Raw genomic sequence first — 21,629 nt, 5'->3', positions numbered from 1 at the left:
GCGACGCCGGCGGATCAGTTCTCGACGCGCTCCAGGAACGGGGTGAGCAGTCCCGGGACGGCCTGCTCGGCGAACGCCAGTCCGTCGTGCTCGGCGACGTCGTAGGCCGAGTACCCCTGCGACCCGGCCGCCGTGGTGGCGGTGATCGTCAGCAACCCCCGCCGCCGCTGGAACACCGACTGTCGGACGGTCAACCCGATGACGCCCGAGCGTTGCAGGGCGACGGTGGTGCGGCGCACCGCGCCGTGACGGGTCACGAGGTAGTCGCCGCTGAGCCCGTGTCCGAGACCGCGGTACGCCTCGTACGCCAGTGCCACCGCCACCGGCAGGAGCACGAGCGCGGCGATCCACGCGGCGTGTGTCAGCACGGACGTGAGCGTGACACCGAGAACGACGAGCGGGAGCACCACCGCCGCGACGGCCAGCAGCGCCCAGCGGACCCGGCGGCCGAGCGCCGCCCTCGGGTGGGACCGCAGCCGCACGGCGTCGGTGGGTGAGACCGCCTCCCGCAGCACCACGGCGCCGATCCGGGACGCGAGCGCCCGAGGTGCGGCGGGCAGGAGCGTCTTGTGGTCGGCCTTCTCGTCCCGACTGCGCTGCATGCCCGTGGCCACTGCGTCGATGCGGGCCGCGCCCGCGAGGCGGTTGCCGAGCGGCTCCACCACCTCGATGCCACGCAGTCGGCGTTCCTCCACGGAGATCGACCGGGTGGTGAGCAGTCCCCGTCGCACGCGCAGCGTGCCTCCCGGTTCGCGCTCCAACCGGTACTGCCACCACATCTCGACGAACAACGCCGACGACGCGATCACTCCGATGACGAGTCCGACGGCCACCAGCAGCAGAATCGCCACCACGAGCGGGAGGTCGTCGAGCAACCGCAGCGCCCACAGCACGACGTCGGTCTGCATGCCGAACCACTCGGCGACCTGCAACGTGAGGCCGAAGGCCGCCGCCCCCAGCAACGGGGTCGCGAAGGACATGGGCGCGTAACGCACCCAGGAGAGGTCGAACGTCGACAGCGTGCCGTCGTCGGTGACCACGGCCTCGCCCGTCGTCTCGCGGTCGAGCAGCGTTCTGCGCAACGACTCGGCCTCGGCTCGGCTCACCGGGTTCAACAGCAGCGGGCTGGTGTCACCGCTGGCCTGCTCGCCCGTGCCGATGTCCACACGCACCACGCGGAACAGCCGCAACAGCGGCGAGGCGGTGATGTCGACGGTACGGATGCGCTCCCGCTGCAGCGATCGCCGCGAGCGCACGACGATGCCCTTGTGCAGCTCGAAGCGGTCGGGCAGCACGCGATAGCGCGTCCGCGTCCAGCGCACGCGGTCGATCAGGGCTGCCGCCCCGACGAAGACGGCCGCAGCACCCAGCACGACACCGAGCGCACCCCAGAAGGGAAGTGCCCTGCTCACCCAGAAGGTGGCCGGGACGCCCGCGACGACGGCACTGCCCAGACACCGCACCGCGGTCAGGCCGATCGTCCGGCGGTCGAGCCTCCGCCACCCGTCGTCGTCGCGCACGACGTCGTCGGTCGTCATGTCGCGTCACCCGGCGTGGCCTGTGTGGTGCGGGTGAGCTGGTCGACGAGTTCGGCGGCGAGCTCGTGATCGAGACCCGGGATCGTGACGGCGCCCTTGGCCGACGCCGTGGTCACCGTGACCGTCGCGAGCCCGAACAACTGCTCCACCGGGCCGCGCTGGATGTCGACCGTCTGGATGCGGGACATCGGCGCGACACGCCATTCCCGCCAGACGCGTCCCTTCCGGGTGTACACGGCGTCCTCGGTGATCTCCCAGCGGTGCACGCGGTACCACCACAGCGGCAGGAACACCGCCGCCGGGACGGTCGGGACGGCGAGCACCACCAGCGCGAGCAGCAGCCACGAGCGCGCCGGGGGCAACAGCCACGCGAGCGCTCCAAGCGTCACGAAGATTGGCACCAGCACGAGCGCCCACTGTGTCCACCACCAGGGCCGGGCGCGCCGGTCGATCGCGTTCTTCGGCGCGCGCAGCCGCAGCACGCCGGGTGCCCCTTCCGACATCACGTCCCCTTCACCGGACGCCGACATCGTTACCGTCACCGTCCGTGGCCGTCCTCCCCCTGACGAGCGATCAGGCTAGCAGCCACACGCCCGTTATGTGACGGGATCACCCTGGTCACGCACACATTTCCGACTCCGCGCCGGCCTCTCGGCTCCTCACGCACCGGGACGGGTGAGGCCGTCCTCGGCTCCGCCACGGCTCAGCACGATCTCGTCGGTCCGGTCGAGCGCTTCGTTCCGGCGCTGGGTCGCCTCCGCCGTGGTGAGGTCGACGAGCCGGATCGGCGGGCCGAGCTCGACGAGCGTGGGCACGTACTCCGCCCGCTCGACCGACCAGTCGCCGTCCTGCTCCACGAACGTGAAGCGGGCCGCGATGCCCTCCTCCGACACGCCCAGGGGTTCGGCGTGCCGGGCCACCGAGTTGCCGAGCCCGTAGGCGACCCAGGTGTCGCCGACCTTCTCGATCGGCTGGACCACGTGCGCGTGATGCCCCAACACGAGGTCGATCGACTCCTCCGAAGCGAGGCGCCGGGCGAGCGCCTCCTGCTCGGGAGTCGCCTCGTGCACGTACTCCTGTCCCCAATGGACACTCGCGATGACGACCTCGGCGCCGGCCTGCTTCGCCGCCTCGGCCTCGGCCACCAGCGCCTCGGCGTCGGCCAACGGGTTGGACAGCCACGGCTTGTCGTCGGGCAGCTCGAACCCGTTGAATCCGAACGTGTAGGAGACGTGACCGACCGAGACACCGTCGACGTCGTAGATCAGCGGGGTGCCCGCTTCCTCCGCATCGCGCGCCGACCCGGTGTGCCGGAGCCCTGCGTCGTCGAGCGCGTCCAGCGTGCTCACGACACCGTCGACACCGTGGTCGAGCGTGTGGTTGGAGGCGGTGGAGCACCCGTCGTACCCGGTGACCGCGAGCCCTTCCGCCAACTCGGGCGGCGCGATGAACTGCGGGTACCCGGAATAGGTGCCGCCGTCCCGCGCGAGCGGTACCTCCAGGTGACACAACGCGAGGTCGGCGTCCGAGACCACGGGGCGCACTCCGTCGAGCAGGGGTGCGTAGTCGAACTCGTCCGGACCGCCCTGTCCTGCGGCGGCGGCGTCGGCGGCGGCCTGCTCGGTGAGTTCCGGGTGGATCAGGATGTCGCCGGTGGCCACCACGGTGAACGACGACGGCTCGCTCGGAGCCGGTGTCGAGGCATGGTCGGACCTCGGCTCCGGCGACGAGTCGGGCGACGAACACGCGGCGACGAGTGCGGCGGTACCGAGCACCGCAACGACGGCGCGACGCGACATGGAGTGACCCCTTCGAGAACACGGACAGGTGATGGGCATCCTGCCCGGTCACTCGGGGTGATCATGCGCCGCCCGGGCGACCGATCACGCGTCGGCTGCGACCAGCTCCCGCCACCAGTGTCGAGCCGTCCGGGCCTGCGGCGCGGCGACGTCGATCCGCTCCCCCGGACGCGGCACCACCACGGCCACGCCGTCGGCCTCGGCCGCGCGCAGCAGCCGCTCCACGGGCTCGGCCCACCCGTGCGGCGCGAGGTTGAAGGTGCCCCAGTGCACCGGCACGAGCAGCCCACCACGAACGTCACGGTGCGTGGCCACACCTTCCTCCGGCGTCATGTGGATGTCGGGCCAGCCCTTGGCGTACGCGCCGATCTGGACGAGTGTGAGGTCGAACGGTCCGTGGTCCCGACCGATGTCGGCGAACGCCTCGCAGTACCCGGTGTCGCCGCTGTAGAACACCCGGCGTCGCGTCGGCCGGTCTACGGCCAGCACCCACGACGCCCACAGTGTGGTGTTGCGGGTGAAGGCGCGGCCCGAGAAGTGCTGGGCCGGGGTCGCGGTGATCGTGAGCGCCCCGAGCGACGCCGACTGGTGCCAGTCGAGTTCCACGATGCGCTCCTCCGGCACGTCCCACGCCCGGAGGTGCGCACCCACGCCGAGCGGCACCACGAACGGCGCCGACTGCACCTGCACGAGCGCGCGCACGGTGGGCAGGTCGAGGTGGTCGTAGTGGTCGTGCGAGATCACGATCGCGTCGAGACGCGGCAGATCGACGAGGCGGTGCGGGACGGGATGCAGCCGTCGCGGACCCACGAACGACGCGGGCGAGGCGCGGTCGCTCCACACAGGGTCGAGCAAGACGCGGACACCGTCGAGCTCCACGAGCGACGAGGCGTGGCCGAACCACGTGACGTGCAGCCCGTCCGCCGGAGCGGGCGTCGGAGGCACGAGCGGCACCGGTCCCTCCGGTTTCCGTGGCTGCGGGGCCGTCACCATCTCGCGGAGGGCGTCGCGGGTGCTACCCCGGGGCAACCAGCGTGCGGGGCGGGCGTTGTGGAAGGTGCCGTCGCGGTACTGCGGCGACGAGCGCACGCTCTCCGGATCAGGACGCGCGCCCAACGCCGTCACGATCCGCGACCCGGCCACCGCCGCGCTCGCCGTGGCGAGCAGACCGAACCCGGCCAGCACACCCATCGCAGCTCTCATCGCGACCACGCTCCCCGCCTGTTCCCGACATCCTCGATCGTGTCGATTTCACGGTACCGTCGTCCCGCGGACTGACCGTGCGATCAGATGTTTGACCGATCGGTTAGTCTCGGTTCGTGGACGCTACGACGTGCTGTGTCGTCGGCGGTGGTCCCGCCGGCCTGACGGTCGCCCTGTTGTTGGCCCGAGCGGGCATCGACGTGACGGTGCTGGAGAAACACGCCGACTTCCTCCGCGACTTCCGTGGCGACACGGTTCATCCGTCGACGCTTCGGTTGCTCGACGAACTCGGCCTGGGCGAGCGATTCGCCGCGCTGCCCGCGGGGCGACTCGAACGCATGCGGGTGCGCATCGGCGACGAGAGCATCGTCCTCGCCGACTTCAGCCGCCTGCGTGCGCCGTACGACCACATCGCGATGGTCCCCCAAGGCGACTTTCTGGACCTGCTCGCCGACGCGGCCTCCGAGGAACCCGGGTTCACCCTGCGTCGCTCGACCGCGGTCACCGGCCTGCTGGTCGACGAAGACGCCGACGGTCGACGGCGTGTGCGCGGGGTCCGCTACCGCGACGCCGACGGCGAAGGCGAGCTGCGCGCCGAACTCGTCCTCGCCTGCGACGGTCGCGACTCCGTGGTGCGGGCGGCGGCGGGATTGCACCCTCGTCGATTCCCCGTGCCGATGGACGTCTGGCAGGTGCGGCTGCCCGCGCCGGTCGGCGACGCACGGGGCGCCGTGATGGCGCACTTCGAGGCCGGTGGTGCGGCGGTGAGCATGGATCGTGCCACGTACGCGCAGGTGGCCTATCTCATTCCACAAGGGACGGATACTCAACGGCGCGCGGCGGGACTCGACGCCTTCCGCGACCACCTGCGTCGGCTGCTGGGAGTCGATTCGGACGTCACGGACGCGGTGAAGTCGTGGGACGACGTGAAGCTGCTGCGGGTGCAGATGAACCGACTACGCCGGTGGTACCGGCCGGGGTTGCTGTGTCTCGGTGACGCCGCGCACGCCATGTCGCCCGTCGGCGGTGTCGGGGTCAACCTCGCCGTCGCCGACGCCGTGGCCGCCGGGCGGCTGCTCGCCGGACCGCTCCGCGACCGTGGCACGGTCACGACGGCGGAGCTGGCGGCGGTGCAGCGCCGCCGCAGCCTGCCCACGACGTTCACACAGCGGACCCAGCACACCGAGCACGAGACACTGCTGCGGCCCGCGCTCGACGGCACCCTCCGCGGCGTCCCCACGCCGTTGCGGCTGGCCGGCCGCAGCGCCCTGGTGCAGACGATGACGGCCTACGTCGGTGGGATGGGCCTGGTCCGCGAGCGTCCCCCGCGCCTGGCCCGGCGCGTCAGCGCGCCTCGACGGCCGTGAGCACGAACGTTTCGAGTTCCCTCGTCGCCGTGTCCAGGTCGAGCTCCGGGTCGGCCAGCCAGTGCGCCACGAGGTTGTCGATCGCACCGCCGATGATCAGCGAGACGCTGCGGACGTCGAACGACCGGAACGCTCCCGCCTGCTGACCGCGGCGCAGCAACTCGGCGAGCGCCCGCCAGCGGCCCCGGCGGTCGTGCTGACCGGGTTGGCGCATCCGCGTGCCCCCGCGGTCGTCGAGCAGCACCTCGGTGATCAACCGGACGTGGGTGCGGTGCTCGCGCTGGTAGCCGATCATCGCGCGGACGTAGGCCAGCAGCCGGGCGGTCGGGTCGGTCTCGCGTTCCACCCGCGTCCACACGTGGGCGGCGAACCGGTCGAACACGTCGGACAGCGTGGCCTCGGCGAGCTGGGCCTTCGATCCGAAGTGGTACAGGACCGCCGCCTTCGAGATCCCGGCGTGCGCGGCTATGGCCGCCAGGGACGTGCCCGCGTAGCCCTGTTGTGAGATCAGTTCGATCGTGCTGGCGATGATCTGTCGCCGACGTGCCTGTTCGATGAACGTCGGAGCCGGGCTCGACGAGGCCGCCGAACCATGACCGTCCCCGGGATCCGACACGTCGACCGACCTTTCGCGACACTCGCGCAGCGCATTCGCCCGCAGTGTAGCCACGCATGGCCGACGATCGCGCTCGACGGCCTCGTCCCGGTGCCGTGACGCCGTGGCATCCGACGACCGGGTCACGCGCCGTTGTCGGTGTCGCATGTCACTCTTCCGGTTGTGGACGTGACCATGTGGATCGACGCCATCGACCGTCCACCGCCTCGACGCCGAACTCGCGGCGGGCGCGCCGGGGCCGGTCGACCGCGCGCCGCTCGCGTCGTTGCACGTCGAGGGCGACGCCGGGCTGGTGGACGACTGGCCGAAGCTGTTACGCGTCCGCTGGCGGTGACCGCGCGCCGTCAGACGACCGGGCACAACGGCAGGTCCTCGCGCGGGCCGTGCCGTTGCAGCTCGGTCCAGGCGGACGCGAGCCGGGCCACCAGTTCCGCGAGCACCTCGGGCGGGCGCAGGAACGGGATGCGGAAGTAGGCGTCGTGCCCGCCGGTGGGGTCCATCGCCGATCCGGGAATCACCTCGACGCCGTGCCGCAGTGCGAGCTGCGCGAAGACGTCGGCGCTGTGGTCGCCGGGCAGGCGCACCCACAGCGACAACCCGCCGTCGGGGGTGCGCCAGCTCCATTCCGGCAGCGTCTCGCGCAACAGTCGCTCCAGCTCCGCGCACTGCTGACGACGCACGGCCGACCGGGAGCGGCGGAGTTCGCCGAGCTGGGGCACCAGCTTCGCGGCCACCGCCTGATCGAGCAGTGGACTGCCGAGATCCGCCATGGCCTTGCGCCGGGCACACCGCTCGATGACACCGACCGGACCACGCATCCAGCCGACCCGGAGACCCGCCCAGACCCCCTTCAGGGAGGCGACCGTCACCACCTCCGCGGACGCGGGCGCGTACGCGGCGAGCGGGGCGGGCATCGTCTCCACCTCCGTGGACAACAGGCTGCCCTCGTAGGCGTTGTCCTCGACCACCGCCACCTCGTACCGGGCCGCGAGCTCGGCGACCTGCCGCCTGCGGGTCGCCGACATGAGGCGGCCGGTGGGGTTGTGGAAGCTGGGCATGACGTAGAGCAGGCTCGGGGAACCGGTCGCGAGCGCGGACGCGAGCGCCCGGACGTCGATGCCGTCGTCGCCGTCGTCGTCGAGACCGACCGGGATCAGCCGCACCCCGTGCTGCCGGAAGATGTCCAGGCACGGCGACCAGCTCGGCGCCTCCACCACCACGGCGGAGGCGTTGCGGAGGTAGATCTCGGCGAGCAGCACCAACGCCTGGTGGGCACCGGCGGTGACGAGCACCTGGTCCGGTGTGGTGGGCAGCCCGGTGGCGGTGTAGTGCTCGGCGATGGCGGTGCGCAACCCCGGGAGGCCGCGCGGGTGGTACCCGGGATCGGCGAGCAGGTCGTCCAGCTCGTGAGCCGCGACGTCACGCACGGCGTCGGCGACCTCCGGGAGCCCGCCGTCGGCGGCGTGACCCAACGAGATCAACGAACCCGGACCGTCGATGAGCCGCTGCATGATCGCGGTGCCCTGCCCGCCGTGCACGCGGCCGTCGCTGCGACGCACCCTGTGACGACCGTTGACCCTCGTCCCGCTGCCCTGCCTGCGCTCGACGACTCCTCGATCACGGAGGTCGTCGTAGGCGGCGACGACGGTGGCTCGGCTCACGGCCAGCACCCTGGCCAGCTCGCGCTCCGACGGCAGGCGCTCGCCCGAGCCGAGCGCACCATCGTCGACGGCGCGGACGAGAGCCGCGGAGAGCTTGCGGTAGAGCGGCCCGTCACCGGCGCTCCAGTCACCGAGGACCGGGGCCAGCGCCGCAGCATCGGCGAAACGGTCCACTTCTCGCAGCATTGGCACTACCTCCGGTCCAATCACCGACCGATGCTAGAGCAGTGACAGTCCAATCGAGAAGTGTTCGAGGGGTTGCGAACCAGAGAGGAGCGTCGTGGTTCTGACCGTGTTGTTCCTCGCCGTCCTGGCCTGTGTGCTCGCTGGAGTCGGCGTACTCGTGCGCCACAGCGGCCCGGCACCGGACGTCGAGCCGGCCTTCGCCCGCCGGGTGGCCGAGGGACTGCGCGTGCTGTGGTCGGTGAGCGAGGTCTCGGCTCGTCACACCGAGGAGCTGGTGGACGAGCTGCGTCCGGGTTCGGCGCCGGTGGCGCGACGAACCCGGCATCCCGACTCGGAACTGCGGTTCTGAAGCCGCGTTTCGATTCACGACGTCAGGGTGAGACGACGGGGGTCCGCCGGCCCTCCCCCAGGTCGGACGGCACGGGCGACACGGACTGCAGATTGCCGTGTCGCTCGGTCGCCGACGTGAGGTAGTGGGCGGCCAGGCCGGTGACGCCGGGGGCGACGTGGGGACGCAGGACGAGGTCGGCGTCGTAGTCACCGCCGTTCTGGGTGCGGAAGCGGACCGGTTCGATGTCCGCCAGCGCCGACAGTCGTTCGCGCAACCGTGCGGCTGCTCTTGCGAAGTCGTGCGCAGTGGCCCGGTCCGCTCCGTAGACGGCGAACGGCGGCAAGGGGTCCATTCCGGTGTAGTGGAAGATGCCGTGCTGGATCGGGAAGAGGACCTCCTCCAGCTCTCCGTGGATGCCGCGTGGGCCGAACGCCGCCTCGCGCGCACCGATCGTCGTGACGATCATGGCCCGCCTGCCACGCAGTCCGCCGTCGCCGTACCGCAGCACCGTCCCGGTGTCGGGGTCCGTCACGCCGAAGGCGAAGCCATTGACGAAAACGCGGTCGAACCAGCCCTTCAGGATGGCGGGCATCCCGTACCACCAGAGCGGGAACTGCACGATCAGTACGTCCGCCGCGCGCACCAGCTCCTGCTCGGCGCGGATGTCGTCGCTCAACGTTCCCCGCCGAAGAGCCTCCTTCGCGGCCTCTCCGACCAGGAGGCGTTCGGCCGGGTCGTGGGCGAAGTCGGCGGCGTCCACGACCGGGTTCCAGTCCATCGCGTAGAGGTCGCGCACCCGCACGTCGTGGCCGAGCTCGTCGAGGTGGGCCACGCCCTCGTCGGCGAGAGCACGGGTCAACGAGCGGCGATCCGGGTGGGCGACGATCCAGAGCACGTTCATGCACCTCAGCGTGACCGTTCCACCACGTCGGGGCGAGTGGCTGGAAAGTCATCCTGTGAAAGAATCGGGCCATGCCCGCTGCCCACACCGTCGCCGTCCTCGTGCGGGAGGGTGTGCTGCCGCTGGAGCTCGGCCTCGTGCACCAGCTCTTCAGCTCGGCCCGCGCACCGGACGGCACGGCGCTCTACGCGGTGCACACCTGCGCACTCGACCCCGGCGAGGTGCGCACCGACGCGGACTTCTCCGTGCGCGTCGACCGCGGTGTCGACCTGCTGGAGCGGGCCGAGACCGTGGTCGTGCCCGCGAGCCACGACCTCGACGAGCCCGGGCGGGCCCTGTCGCCACCGCTGGCCGACGCGTTGCGCCGGGTTCGACCGGGCACGCGCCTGGCCTCGATCTGCACCGGCGCGTTCGTGCTCGCCGAAGCCGGTCTGCTCGACGGGCTCCGCGCCACCACGCACTGGAAGTCGACCGAGACGTTCCGCCGCGCGTACCCGGCCGTGCATCTCGAACCGGACGTGCTGTACACGGACAACGGCGACGTGCTCACCTCCGCGGGCGAGGCGGCCGGGATCGATCTGTGCCTGCACCTCATCCGCCGCGACCACGGCGCTGCGGTGGCGGCGGAGGTCGCCCGCACCACCGTGGTGCCTCCGCACCGCGACGGCGGTCAGGCCCAGTACCTCCAGGTCCCGGTGCCTCCGGCAGCGCCTCACGGTTCGACGGCCGCCACCCGGGACTGGGCGCTGCGACACCTGCACCGTCCGCTGTCGCTGGCCGAGCTGGCCGACCACGCGGCCATGAGCACCCGGTCGTTCACCCGGCGGTTCCGCCAGGAAGTCGGGCTGTCGCCGCACCAGTGGTTGCTCCGCCAGCGCGTCGAGCGCGCCCGGCAGCTCCTCGAACGCACCGATCTGCCCGTCGAACGGGTGGCCGCGGCGACGGGATTCTCGACGACGGTGTCACTGCGGCAGCACTTCGCGCGTACGCTCGGTGTCACACCCAGCCGGTATCGGCAGACTTTTCGTGGAAGCGGTCACACCTCGGGTCGGCCACGCCGTGTACGGAATGCAGCCGAGCTATGAGGCGTTGCCCCTCCCGAAGGAGGGTGCAGACTATTGGCTGACGCGACACTGACCGCGAACCGCGCCTCGACCGCTCGCCGTGCCTCCCGGCGGGGCCGCCCCGCGAGCGAGGAGCCGGACATCGTCCGGTACTACCTCGACGAGGTCGGCGCGACGCCCCTGCTCACCGCCAATCAGGAAGTGGACATCGCCAAGCGCATCGAGGCCGGTGTCTACGCGACCGAGCTGCTGCGCCGCGCCGACGCGGGCGAGGCGCCCTTGCAGCACGACCGCCGCGACCTCGAAGCGATCGCACGGGACGGACAGCGCGCCAAGGACCACATGGTCAAGGCTAACCTCCGGCTCGTGGTGACGGCCGCCCGCAAGAACCGGCATTCCAACCTCCCGCTGCTGGACGCCATCCAGGAGGGCAACCTCGGGCTGATCCGCGCGGTGGAGAAATTCGACTACGCCAAAGGCTTCAAGTTCTCCACGTACGCGATGTGGTGGATCCGCCAGGCCATCCAGCGCGGCAACGCCTTCCAGAGCAACACCATCCGCCTGCCGATGCACGTCAACGAGCAGGTCGCCAAGCTCGACCGGCTCGAACGCACGCTCCAGGCGCGCAGTGACCACGAGCCGACGGTCGAGGAGCTGGCCGACGCCGCGGACATGCCGGTGGAGCGCGTGGTGGCGCTGCGTCAGGCGGGCCGCTCGACGGTGAGCCTCGACGTGCCGCTGGACGAGGACGGCGAGCTGCATCTCGGCGACCTCGTGGCCGACGGTGCCGTGCCTGCCGTGGGCGAGCGGCTGGAACGGCAGGCCATGGTCGAGGACCTGCGTGCGGCGCTCGACAGCCTGCCCGCGTCCGAGGCCGCCGTGGTGACCCTGCGCTACGGACTGCGCGACGGCCACCAGCACACGATCCCGGAGATCTCGCAGCGGCTCGGGTTGAGCCGCAAGCGCGTGCGCACGTTGGAGTCGCGCGCGATGACCATGCTGCGGGAGTCGCAGCGCAGCGAGTCCCTGCTCGACTGGGCGAGTTGACCCCGGTCACGACCCTGCCGGTGTCGGGGGTCGGCCGTAGGCTCGACACGTGGACCTACCCGTCATGCCGCCGGTGCGGCCGATGTTGGCCACGCTGGTGCGGGAGCTGCCCCGGACGCCGGGGTTGCGGTACGAGCCGAAGTGGGACGGCTTCCGCTGCATCGTGTTCCGCGACGGCGACGAGATCGAGCTGGGCTCCCGCAACGACCGGCCGCTGACGCGGTACTTCCCCGAGCTCGTCGAGCTGTTGGCCGAGGCGCTGCCCGCGCGGTGCGTGGTGGACGGCGAGATCGTCGTCGTCACCGAGGACGGCCTCGACTTCGACGCATTGCAGAACCGACTGCATCCCGCCGCGTCGCGAGTGCGCAAGCTCGCGGCCGAGACCCCGGCGAGTTTCGTCGCCTTCGACGTCCTTGCCCTCGACGACCGTGACCTCACCGCCACCCCGTTCTCCGAGCGGCGGACGGTATTGGAGGACATGCTCGACACCGCGCTCTCTCGCGTGCACCTGACTCCGCTCACCGACGATCCGGACGTGGCGCAGGACTGGTTCACGCGGTTCGAGGGTGCGGGCTTCGACGGCGTGATGGCCAAGGACCCGACCTTGCCGTACCGGCAGGACAAGCGGGCCATGTGGAAGGTCAAGCACGAACGCACGGCCGACTGCGTGGTGGCCGGTTTCCGCTGGCACAAGGACGGGCAGGGAGTCGGGTCGTTGCTGCTCGGCCTCTACGACGACGCGGGCACGTTGCACCACGTCGGAGTGGCCAGCGCGTTCACCGCCGCCCGGCGACGGGAACTGGTGGACGAACTCGCCGAGCTGCGGCGGGACGCCCTGGTCGAGCATCCGTGGCGGGACTGGGCGGACGCCGCCCGGGACCCGGCCGCGGCGGGGCGGATGCCCGGAGGGCAGAGCCGCTGGAGTGCGGGCAAGGACCTGTCGTGGGTGCCGCTGCGCATCGAGCTGGTGGCCGAGGTGCGATACGAACACGTTCAGGCGGGCCGGTTCCGTCACGGCGGACGGCTGGTGCGGTTCCGCCCGGACCGCACGCCGGAGTCGTGCACGTACGCGCAGCTCGACGAGGCTCCTCCCGCCGAGTTGCGCGCGTTCTTCGACGAGGTGGCGACGCGATGAGCAGCCGGACCGAGGTGCTTGACGTCGACGGCACGGAGGTGCCGATCTCCCACCCCGACAAGGTGTACTTCGTGGAGCGCGGCGAGACGAAGCTCGATCTCGTGCGCTACTACCAGGCCGTGGCCGGGCCGCTGCTCGCGACATTGGGTGGCCGGCCTTTGCTGATGGAACGCCACCCCGCCGGTGCGGGCGGCAAGTCGTGGTTCCAGAAGCGCGTGCCGGCGTCGGCGCCGTCCTGGCTGCGCACCACGGTCGTGTCGACACCGAACGGGACCACCAGCGACGCACTCGTGGCCGCCGACCTCGCGCACGTGCTGTGGGCGGTCAACCTGGGATGTCTCGGCTTCCACGTGTGGCCGTACCGGGCGGACACTCCGGAGCTCGCCGACGAACTGCGGGTCGACCTCGACCCGTCCCCCGGGGTGACGTTCGACCAGGTTCGTGACACCGCGTGGGCCACCAAGGATCTGCTGGACGAACTCGGCATCCGGGGCTTCGTGAAGACCACCGGGTCGCGTGGCTTGCACCTCTACGTGCGGCTGGAGCCCAGGTGGGACAGCTATCAGGTGCGGGAGGGGGCCGTCGCGCTGGCGCGTGAGCTGCACCGCCGCCACCCCGATCTCGTCACCGACTCCTGGTGGAAGGAGGAACGAGGTCGGCGCGTGTTCGTCGACTTCAACCAGAACGCCCCGCACCGGACGGTGTTCGGGGCGTGGTGTGTGCGTCCCCGGCCGGGAGGTCAGGTCTCCACTCCCCTCGACTGGTCGGAGCTGGCGGAGATCCGGCCCGACGACCTCACCCTCGCGACCGTGCCCGACCGGCTGGCCGAACGCGGGGACCCCTGGCGTGAGCTGCCCTCGCAGCCGCAGTCGTTGGAACCGCTGCTGGAGCTGTCGCGACGCGATCGGGACGCGGGGCTGGCCGACGCTCCGTGGCCACCGGTGTATCCCAAACAGCCGGGCGAGCCGCCCCGCGTCGCACCGAGTCGCGCCAGACGCCCCTCACCCTCCTGAGCGCGCGACCACTCACGACGACTTCTTCGTGCGTGCCTTGGCGGTCTGTCGCCGGCTGGCCTTCTGCAACGCCTCGACCAGTTCCTTCTTGGTCATCGACGAACGGCCGGGGATGTCGAGCTGCTGGGCTCGCTCGTAGAGGTGTTCCTTGCTGGCACCCGCGTCCACCCCGCCCGCGGTGCGGGTGGGTCGCTGCCCCGCGCCCCGCGCGGCCTGCCGGTCGGACGGGCCCTTGCGGCCCTTCGGCTCCCAGTGGTCCCCGACCTTCTCGAAGGTGTGCTTGAGCGCGGCGAAGGCCGTCTGGTGGGCCCGCCGCCCCTCGCCGTAGGTCTCGACCGCGGAGTCGTGGGCCTCGATCCACGTGCGTTGCGCTTTCTCGGGCGAGCGCTGCAACGTACTGGGCAGTTCCTTGCGTCCGGGCACGGATCTCACCTGCCTTCGATCGGCTTTCCTCGTGCCCTCACCCGAGTTACCGATCTTCGGTCGCGGCAAACGCCGCGGGAGGGGCCGCTAGCATCGGCGCCGAGGTTCGGTCTGCTACTGGGGGAGTGGAATGACTGCACCGCTGCGACGTCGAGGACTTCCGACCGTGTCCGTCGAGTTGGGCGGGACGACGCCCGTGCCGAGGACAGCGTTGGAGACACGTCACCTCACCACCGACTCACGGCTGCGGCAACGTGATCTGCCCTTGGAATCGATCAGGGTGTGGACCATGGAGTTCGCTCCGGTCAGTTTCCGGCGCACGCGGGAACAGATCGAGCAGGCCGATCCGGAGACCTACAACGTCGTGATCCTGCGCGAGGGTGGCCTCCGCCGGGTCGACGCCCGGGGCGTGACCACCTACGAGCCCGGGCAGCTGCACGTCAACGACTCGTCCTCGCCCTTCCGGCTCGACGCCTACGGCGCGGACACGATCTCCTGCATCGGCATGGAGCTGCCCCGGTCGGTGGTGCCCACGCTGGGCGAGCACGCGTCGTCGGTGATCGGTCGCCCGCTCTCCGCGCGGGAGGGACTGGGCGGGCTGCTGGTGACCGTGCTGGACCAGGTGCTGGCCGACCACGGCTCCTACCGCAACACCGACGCCGTGCCCGTGGAGGCGATGCTGCGGGAGCTGCTGACCGGCGTGTTCACGAACGCCGTCGAGGACGCCGAACAGTACGTGCCCGCCGAGGTGCACCGCCGCACCCTCCTGCTTCGCATGCGGACCTTCATCGACCAGAACCTTCACCTGCGGGACCTCGGGCCGCGACTGCTCGCGGAGGTCCATCACGTCTCGGTCAGCCACGTCCACCGGGTGTTCGGCGAGGACGGCACCACGGTGGCGGGCTGGATTCGCGCACGTCGGTTGGAACGCGCCCACCGCGATCTCTCCGACCCGGCGATGCGCGCCGTTCCCGTGCACCACGTGGCCGCGCGCTGGGGCTTCTCCCATCACGCCGCCTTCACCCGCGCCTTCCGTGCCGCCTACGGCGTCGCCCCGCGTGACGTGCGGCGCGAGGCCCTGTGCGGAGCGGGGTGGAGCGAGTGTCAAGAAACCGAAGACTCTGCGCCAACGACAGCGACGGCGCTTCCCGCCACCATGGTGTCGCGAGGGTGAGCCCGCACGGGGGTGCGGGGACACACGACGACACAAGGGGGAGACGATGCGGATGATCCGCGCGTTCACGTTGAGTGTGACCACGTTGGCTCTGGCGGTTCTGCCGGCCACGGCGACGGCTGCCCAAGAGGTGGGGGCGGCGGCCGACGAAGGAGGGGCGTCGGCCGCCGCGTACGAGGTCGACCGCGCGGTGAAGGGCACGCCGCCAGCCGACGTCAGCTGTATCGAGGTCACGGGTGCGATCGCGTGCTTCCAGCAGTATGGGGACAAGTGGTGGGTCAAGGACACGGCGGCCGACGGTGCCTCGGCGGTCGCGGTGTGGAACAACTACCGCAACGGTTCGCTGTACCGGCAGGGACAATGTGAGAACCGCCTCGGCGCGGGCACCTGGGGCGTGTGCAACAAGAACTACTACGAGGACAGCGTGGTCGAGTGGGCGGCCTGCGTCGTCGATTTCTCGGAGAACCGCAGGATTCGCTGCTCGTGACACACTGATCTCGGTGCTCGGTGGTGCGTCCTCGGTCCTCGGGGGCGCACCACCGTCACATTTTTCAGTCTATTTAGGACACTAGGCCGGACGGGGAATCGTCCTGGCGGACGGGGGCCGATCCTGCCAGACTGGGCGACGTGCTGTGGCTCGATCTCGAAGGTGCCGTCAACGTCCGCGACGTCGGGGGAATTCCCACCGACGACGGTGGTGCCATCGCGCGGGGCCGATTGCTCCGCTCCGACAACCTCCAGAACCTCTCCCCGGCCGACGTGACGTATCTGGTCGACCACATGCGGTTGAGCACCGTTGTGGACCTTCGATCGACCTTCGAGGTCACCGCGGAGGCCCCGTCCCCGCTGACCCGGCTCGGCCACATCACGCACGTCAACCACTCGCTGCTGCCCGAGCACGGCTTCGCCGCCACGGAGGAAGCACTGCTCGTGCGCCGCAAGCGGGAGGAGGAGCGCTACCCCGGCGACCCCTCGTGCGCCCACTACCTCGGCTACGTGGAGGAACGCCCCGACAGCATCGTCGCCGCGTTGCGGGCGGTGAACCAGGCGTCCGGCGCGGCGCTCGTGCACTGCGCGGCGGGCAAGGACCGTACCGGCGTGGTGGTGGCGTTCGCCCTCAGCGTGGCCGGTGCGCGCCGGGAGGACATCATCCGTGACTACGCGGCGACCGGTGAGCGGCTGAGTCGGATCCTCGAACGGCTCCGCAACTCCGCCACGTACGCGGGCAGCATCGACACCGTTCCCGAGGACCACCATCGCCCCAGGGCGGAGACCATGGAGGCGTTCCTGGAGGTGGTCGACAAGCGGTACGGCGGAGTGACGAACGTGCTCGGCAAGAACGGGTTCACCGACGACGAGCTCGACTCGCTGTACCGCAGGCTCCGGGCCTGACAGGAGGGCGTGGGGAGGCCACCACGTCGGGCAACCGTCGCGGGCGTCGGACCTCGCCACGGTCGCTGCCCTATCCTTCCCGCATGGCCGAGATCACGTCGCCCTTCGGCACCTGGACCTTCGACGGTGAGACACTCCGCATCACGCCCGGCTCGCATCGCCGCGTGCACAAGGTGCGGAAGACGCTCGGCGAACTGGAGTTGCCACTCGCCGCGATCAGCGGCGTGACCTACGAGCCCGGGAAGAAGAGCGGACGCCTCCGGGTGCGGCTCAAGGACGGTGCCGACCCGCTGTCCGTGGCCGCGAGCGGGCACCTGCCCGACAACGCGGACCCGTACCAGCTCACCGTGGAACCCGACCAGCAGCAGACGGCCGAGTACCTCGTCGACGCCGTGCGGTTCACGAGGCGACCGGACGACGATCCGGCGTCCTTCCGGCGATACGCCCTTCCCGGACCAGTCGTGCCGGTGACGGTGTCGGTGAGCGAGGGAGCGGTGTCGTTCGACGGGCAGCGAGTGGTGTTGGAGTGGAGCTGGCAGGCTCCCGACGCGAAGCGGAAGCTGCACCGCACCGAACTCGCGCTCGACAGCATCGAGGGCGTCGATTGGCGACCGACCGTCGGCCTGAACGACGGGTTGTTGAGGTTCCGGGTCCGCGGGGTGCCGACCACGTTGCCGCCCGACACCGACCCTCACTGCGTGCGCCTGATGTGGGGCACCGAGAACGAGCTGATGACCGTGCTGGTGGCGGCGGCGGTCACCGCCCGTCTGCCGCACCCGCAGGCCCCCGCGGACGCCGAGGATTCACCGACCGCGCTGCCCGCCTCGACCGAGGGTTCCCGGGAGAGCGCGCTCGAGGACGTCGACGGCGTGCTCAAGCGCTTGCGCGAACTCGGCGCCCTGCACCAGGACGGCATCCTCGACGACGACGAGTTCGCCGCCGCCAAGCAGGCTTTGCTGCGCAGGCTGTCGAGCTGACTAGCGGGTCGTGCTCCCTCGGCTCACCAGGCCGTACGGCAGGTAGCGGCGGAACCCTCGCGGCCGCAGGCCCGGGGTCTCGGCGAGGAGACGAGGCACGTCGTCGTCGGGTCGCAACGCCGTGTCGACGACCCGCTGGTGTGCGTCCTCGTCGGCGAACTCGGCCCAGTTGAGCAGCTGTGTTCCGTCGTCGGCGAGATGGAAGTGATTGCCTCCCATCCCGGCGGGGACGGCGGTTCCCCTCACGACGGGGTGTCGGTCCAGGAGCGCGTCCACCAGCCGGCGCCCGACGTCGGCGTCGTCGGTGTCGAAGGTGACGACCACGACGACACCCGGTGTAGGAGCATCGTCGGGAACGGCGCTGCGGTAGAGCCGGTGCCGGACCGACCGCGTGGCGTCGCCGGTCGTCGACACGGCGGCCGACGAGCGACGGTGCGTGTCGGCAACGGCGGCGTCGTCACTCCACTGCGAGTACCGCAGCACACCGAGCCCGTCGGTGGAGAGCAGGACGCTGTCGGTGAGCAGCCCGGCGTCCCACGGACGGTCGGCGGCCAGCAGCGCGTCGGCCGTCTGCCGTTGCCGCGCCCGGTCGGGCACCGCGACGGTGTCGACGACGACGAGTCCCACGTCAATGCGGCGCACGTCGGGAAGGGCTTCCGGGGATACCGCGTTGTCGTTCGCTGTCATACCCGCACGCTAGGCGCGTGGGTGCCGCCCGAGCATCTGTCGAACGACCGGGTTGCTCACCGCCGTGGGTGCACGACTCCCGCGGCCCCGCCGTGGCGGCGAACCGGTTCGGCCACGGCCTGCACCGCCCCGTCGGGCAGGATCTCGACGGCCGCCGCCGCACCCAAGGCCGACGTGGTCGAGAACTGGTGTCCGTACGCCTCCAGCGCGGCGCCGTGCGCGTCGAGGAAGCCGGGTTCGGCCGTCACGGTGACGGTGTTGCGCTGGGTGGCACGTGGTGCCGCGAGCGCGGCCGGAAGGTCCATGCCGAGGTCGATGCGGTTGAGCAACGTCTGGGCGACCGTCGTGATGATCGTGGACCCGCCGGGCGTGCCCAACGCCAACCACGGTTCGCCATCCCGCAGGACGATGGTCGGCGACATCGACGACCGGGGCCGCTTGCCGCCCTCGATGCGGTTCGGGTCCTCGGGGTCGTAGACGTGGCTGAAGTCGGTCAGCTCGTTGTTGAGCAGGAACCCGCGTCCCGGCACGGTGATCCCGCTGCCGCCGGTCTGTTCGATCGTCAGCGTGTAGGCCACGACGTTGCCCCACCGGTCCACAACGGACAGATGCGTGGTGGACGGGCCTTCCGTGTCCGGGCGCTCGACGACCTCGGTGTCGGTGTTCTGACACGTCGGGTCGTAGTCACCGTCGGCCGTGCCCGCCGCGACGGGCTTGTCGGCGGCGGTGGTGGGGTCGAGCTGGCACGCGCGTTCGGCGGCGAAATCGTCCGACAGCAGCTCGGCCACCGGGACGTCGACGAACCGGCTGTCGCCGGAGTAACGACCGCGATCGGCGTAGGCCAGGGCGGACGCCTCCAGGTAGTGGTGCAGCGCCTCCTCGTGGGTCATCGACGCGAGGTCGAACCGTTCGAGGATGTTGAGCATTTCGCCCACGGTGGTGCCGCCACTCGACGGCGGGGCCATGCCGACGATCTCGTAGCCGCGGTAGTCGTGTCGCGTCGGTTCGGGGCGTTCCAGGGCGTAGTCCGCCATGTCCTCGACGGTGAGGTGACCCGGTGGCACGGGCAGGTCCGTCTCACCGCTGCGGGGCGGGTTCTGCACCGTCTCCGCGATCTCGGCGGCGATCGGTCCGGTGTAGAACCAGTCGACGCCCTTGCGACCGAGCTGGGAGTAGGTGTCGGCGAGATCCGGGTTGCGGAACACCGAGCCGACCGCCGGGGCGTCGCCGTCGGGCAGGAACAGCTCGGCGGTCGGGGCGATCGCGGAGAACCGTTCGGCGTTGTCGAGCGTCTGCTCGCGGAACTCCTCGTCCACCACGAAGCCGCGTCGGGCGAGCTGGGTCGCGGGACGCAACGCCTCGGCGAGCGAGTACGTCCCCCACTCGCGCAGGGCCGCGTCCCACGTGGCGGCCGTGCCGGGCACGCCGACGGAGACCCCGCTGGTGACCATGTCGGGGAAGAACGGGTAGGGCTGGGACGTCTCCGGGTCGATGAACGCGTCGTGCGGCATGGCGGCCGGGGCCTTCTCACGACCGTCGAGGGTCTGGATCTGCCCCGTCGCGGCGTCGTAGTGCACGAAGAAGCCGCCGCCACCGATCCCCGCGCTGTACGGCTCGGTGACGCCGAGGGCCGCCGCCGTCGCGACCGCCGCGTCGGTGGCGTTGCCGCCGCGTCGCAACACCTCCAGGCCGATCTCCGTCGCGTACGGGTCGACCGAGCTGACCGCTCCCCCGGTGCCCACCGCGACCGGCTGCTTCTCGACGTGCCGTGGGTTCGCCGCCGCGGTCGGCGACGTGACCGCGGCGAGGCTCGCCGTCACACCCACCGCGGTCAATGCGGCCAGTAGTCGTCGGCGGCGTGACCGGGTGACGAGCGGGGACATCCGCACCTCCTGGGTCGTCAGCAGGGTCGCTTCCAGCATCGTCCAGGACGGACAGCCACGCGACCGTGGTCCGCCCGGAGTAATCCACTTCGCCCGTTCGCGGCAGTCGCTTCTCCCGTGGCGCCGGAAGATCGCGAACGGATAACGATCGGCGTCGGCGCGTTCGCCGAGACGCGCGTCACCACGAAGGTTTGGTACAGACCACAGCGCTCGACGGAGGAGGCACAGGCGTGCGGACGACGACAGGCCACAAGCGTGGCGGCGGCCTCGCGGTCACAGCGATGGTCGCGGCGGTGGCGATGGCGGCCACGGCCTGTTCCGGCGGAGGCGGCGGAGGCGGGGTCACCAACGACCTGCAGCTCGGCACCGGCAGCACCGGTGGTGTGTACTACCCGCTGGGGCAGGAGTACGCGAGCATCTTCGTCGACACCATCGACGTCGAGGGCCTGAACGTCACGGCGGTGGAGACCGGGGCGTCGGTGGAGAACCTCGCCAAGATCGCGCGGGGCGAGTTGCAGCTCGGCATCGCCCAGCACAACACCGCGCAGAACGCCGTCAACGGTGTCGGCGAGTTCGAGGGCGCGAAGGTCGAGAACGTCGGGCTGATCGGCAAGCTGTACCCGGAGGCCGCGCAGATCATCACGCTGGAGTCCAGCGGCATCGACTCGGTGGCCGACCTGCGGGGCAAGACCGTCGCGATCGGCCCGCCCGGTGGCGGCACCCGCGAGGCGGCGGAGCAGATCCTGGCCGCCTACGGCCTGGAGAAGGGCTCCTACACCGCGCTGGAGGAGGGCTTCGGCGACGCCAAGACCAAGTTGCAGGACGGCAACGCCGACGCCTCCATCGAGGTGCTCGGGGTTCCGGCGGCGAGCCTGCAGGAACTGCACGCCACCACCGGCGGGGTCAAGCTCGTGCCCCTCGACGGCCCGGAACTCGACGCGATCGTGGCGGAGAGCGGCTTCGAGAAGTACGAGATTCCCGCCGACACGTACGACTTCCTCGACGAGCCCGTGCCCACCGTGTCGGTCTTCGCGTCGTTGTACGCCTCCACCACGCAGGTGAGCGAGGAACTCGGCTACGAGCTGACGAAGGCGCTCTACGAGCACGCCGACTCGCTGACCCTGGCGCAGAAGGACCTCATCACGGTCGAGGAGGCGACGCTGGGCCAGGGTGACGTGCCGCTGCATCCGGGCGCACGCAAGTACCTCGCGGAACAGGGCGTGCTCGACTGA

At 70.9% G+C, this 21,629-nt stretch carries 21 protein-coding genes; 11 read left to right on the top strand and 10 right to left on the bottom strand.

Translation table 11 applies throughout. The features are described from left to right. Nucleotides 1-14: 14 nt before the first annotated feature. The 4 genes from JAV51_RS14095 to JAV51_RS14080 form a co-directional block, all read right to left on the bottom strand. Nucleotides 15-1,538, bottom strand: a complete 1,524-nt coding sequence (locus JAV51_RS14095) for a PH domain-containing protein (RefSeq protein ID WP_197321169.1) — start codon at nt 1,536-1,538, stop codon at nt 15-17. Beyond that, nucleotides 1,535-2,041 carry a PH domain-containing protein gene (locus JAV51_RS14090; protein WP_197321168.1) on the bottom strand — a complete coding sequence of 169 codons (507 nt, stop codon included), beginning with the start codon at nt 2,039-2,041 and terminating at the stop codon, nt 1,535-1,537. Before JAV51_RS14090 ends, JAV51_RS14095 begins: the two co-directional genes overlap by 4 nt. A 156-nt stretch (nt 2,042-2,197) precedes the next feature. Then, entirely contained in the window at nt 2,198-3,337 is a 1,140-nt protein-coding gene (locus JAV51_RS14085; RefSeq protein WP_197321167.1) for a CapA family protein, read from the bottom strand. A gap of 84 nt (nt 3,338-3,421) precedes the next feature. Continuing rightward, on the bottom strand, nt 3,422-4,540 hold the full coding sequence (locus tag JAV51_RS14080) for an MBL fold metallo-hydrolase (RefSeq protein WP_197321166.1): 1,119 nt from the start codon (nt 4,538-4,540) through the stop codon (nt 3,422-3,424). A 116-nt stretch (nt 4,541-4,656) separates the two neighbouring features. Between JAV51_RS14080 and JAV51_RS14075 the strand changes: the two genes are divergently transcribed. Beyond that, nucleotides 4,657-5,907, top strand: coding sequence for an FAD-dependent oxidoreductase (locus JAV51_RS14075; RefSeq protein ID WP_197321165.1), 1,251 nt, complete (start codon nt 4,657-4,659; stop codon nt 5,905-5,907). Here JAV51_RS14075 and JAV51_RS14070 read toward each other — a convergent pair. Both JAV51_RS14070 and JAV51_RS14065 read right to left on the bottom strand, forming a co-directional pair. Further along, a complete protein-coding gene (locus JAV51_RS14070) occupies nt 5,885-6,523 on the bottom strand; it encodes a TetR/AcrR family transcriptional regulator (protein WP_197321164.1) in 639 nt (212 codons plus the stop codon). The genes JAV51_RS14075 and JAV51_RS14070 overlap by 23 nt on opposite strands. Nucleotides 6,524-6,867: 344 nt before the next feature. Beyond that, the gene (locus JAV51_RS14065) at nt 6,868-8,370 is read right to left on the bottom strand and encodes a PLP-dependent aminotransferase family protein (RefSeq protein WP_197321163.1); all 1,503 of its coding nucleotides are present in this window, start codon (nt 8,368-8,370) and stop codon (nt 6,868-6,870) included. 94 nt (nt 8,371-8,464) lie between these two features. Between JAV51_RS14065 and JAV51_RS14060 the strand changes: the two genes are divergently transcribed. Then, nucleotides 8,465-8,719: a hypothetical protein gene (locus JAV51_RS14060; RefSeq protein WP_197321162.1), complete on the top strand. Its 255-nt coding sequence runs from the start codon at nt 8,465-8,467 to the stop codon at nt 8,717-8,719. A gap of 22 nt (nt 8,720-8,741) precedes the next feature. On the opposite strand, the gene JAV51_RS14055 is transcribed toward JAV51_RS14060, so the two are convergent. Next, on the bottom strand, nt 8,742-9,602 hold the full coding sequence (locus JAV51_RS14055) for an NAD(P)H-dependent oxidoreductase (RefSeq protein ID WP_197321161.1): 861 nt from the start codon (nt 9,600-9,602) through the stop codon (nt 8,742-8,744). 71 nt (nt 9,603-9,673) lie between these two features. On the opposite strand from JAV51_RS14055, the gene JAV51_RS14050 reads away from it, so the two are divergent. Genes JAV51_RS14050 through ligD form a run of 4 tightly spaced genes read left to right on the top strand, consistent with a single transcriptional unit; the run spans nt 9,674 to nt 13,861 of the window. Continuing rightward, a complete protein-coding gene (locus tag JAV51_RS14050) occupies nt 9,674-10,687 on the top strand; it encodes a GlxA family transcriptional regulator (protein WP_197321160.1) in 1,014 nt (337 codons plus the stop codon). A gap of 33 nt (nt 10,688-10,720) precedes the next feature. Next, a complete protein-coding gene (locus JAV51_RS14045; protein WP_197321159.1) occupies nt 10,721-11,713 on the top strand; it encodes an RNA polymerase sigma factor RpoD/SigA in 993 nt (330 codons plus the stop codon). Between the two features lie 49 nt (nt 11,714-11,762). Continuing rightward, complete coding sequence (locus tag JAV51_RS14040; protein WP_197321158.1) at nt 11,763-12,848, top strand: ATP-dependent DNA ligase; 1,086 nt, start codon at nt 11,763-11,765, stop codon at nt 12,846-12,848. Then, a complete protein-coding gene (gene ligD, locus JAV51_RS14035; protein ID WP_197321157.1) occupies nt 12,845-13,861 on the top strand; it encodes a non-homologous end-joining DNA ligase in 1,017 nt (338 codons plus the stop codon). The genes JAV51_RS14040 and ligD overlap by 4 nt, the downstream gene beginning before the upstream one ends. Nucleotides 13,862-13,873: 12 nt before the next feature. On the opposite strand, the gene JAV51_RS14030 is transcribed toward ligD, so the two are convergent. Further along, a complete protein-coding gene (locus JAV51_RS14030; RefSeq protein ID WP_197321156.1) occupies nt 13,874-14,284 on the bottom strand; it encodes a ChaB family protein in 411 nt (136 codons plus the stop codon). 130 nt (nt 14,285-14,414) lie between these two features. Between JAV51_RS14030 and JAV51_RS14025 the strand changes: the two genes are divergently transcribed. From JAV51_RS14025 to JAV51_RS14010, 4 genes are all read left to right on the top strand, one after another. Further along, nucleotides 14,415-15,458 (top strand): helix-turn-helix domain-containing protein, encoded by a 1,044-nt coding sequence (locus tag JAV51_RS14025; RefSeq protein WP_197321155.1) that lies wholly within the window; start codon nt 14,415-14,417, stop codon nt 15,456-15,458. Between the two features lie 46 nt (nt 15,459-15,504). Next, complete coding sequence (locus JAV51_RS14020; RefSeq protein ID WP_197321154.1) at nt 15,505-15,945, top strand: hypothetical protein; 441 nt, start codon at nt 15,505-15,507, stop codon at nt 15,943-15,945. Nucleotides 15,946-16,085: 140 nt separating this feature from the next. After that, nucleotides 16,086-16,850: a tyrosine-protein phosphatase gene (locus JAV51_RS14015; protein WP_197321153.1), complete on the top strand. Its 765-nt coding sequence runs from the start codon at nt 16,086-16,088 to the stop codon at nt 16,848-16,850. Nucleotides 16,851-16,933: 83 nt separating this feature from the next. Beyond that, nucleotides 16,934-17,827 carry a DUF4429 domain-containing protein gene (locus tag JAV51_RS14010; protein ID WP_197321152.1) on the top strand — a complete coding sequence of 298 codons (894 nt, stop codon included), beginning with the start codon at nt 16,934-16,936 and terminating at the stop codon, nt 17,825-17,827. Here JAV51_RS14010 and JAV51_RS14005 read toward each other — a convergent pair whose 3' ends face one another. Together JAV51_RS14005 and ggt are read right to left on the bottom strand one after the other, a co-directional pair. Continuing rightward, a complete protein-coding gene (locus tag JAV51_RS14005; protein WP_197321151.1) occupies nt 17,828-18,514 on the bottom strand; it encodes an antibiotic biosynthesis monooxygenase in 687 nt (228 codons plus the stop codon). 56 nt (nt 18,515-18,570) lie between these two features. Further along, on the bottom strand, nt 18,571-20,397 hold the full coding sequence (gene ggt / locus JAV51_RS14000) for a gamma-glutamyltransferase (protein WP_197321286.1): 1,827 nt from the start codon (nt 20,395-20,397) through the stop codon (nt 18,571-18,573). 230 nt (nt 20,398-20,627) lie between these two features. Between ggt and JAV51_RS13995 the strand changes: the two genes are divergently transcribed. Next, nucleotides 20,628-21,629 carry a TAXI family TRAP transporter solute-binding subunit gene (locus JAV51_RS13995; RefSeq protein ID WP_197321150.1) on the top strand — a complete coding sequence of 334 codons (1,002 nt, stop codon included), beginning with the start codon at nt 20,628-20,630 and terminating at the stop codon, nt 21,627-21,629.

This window comes from Saccharomonospora sp. NB11 (genome assembly GCF_015910535.1).
In the GTDB taxonomy this organism is placed as follows: Bacteria; Actinomycetota; Actinomycetes; order Mycobacteriales; family Pseudonocardiaceae; genus Saccharomonospora.
The sequence above is the reverse complement of the archived record's forward strand: the minus strand, read 5'-3'. Positions and strand labels throughout refer to the sequence as shown.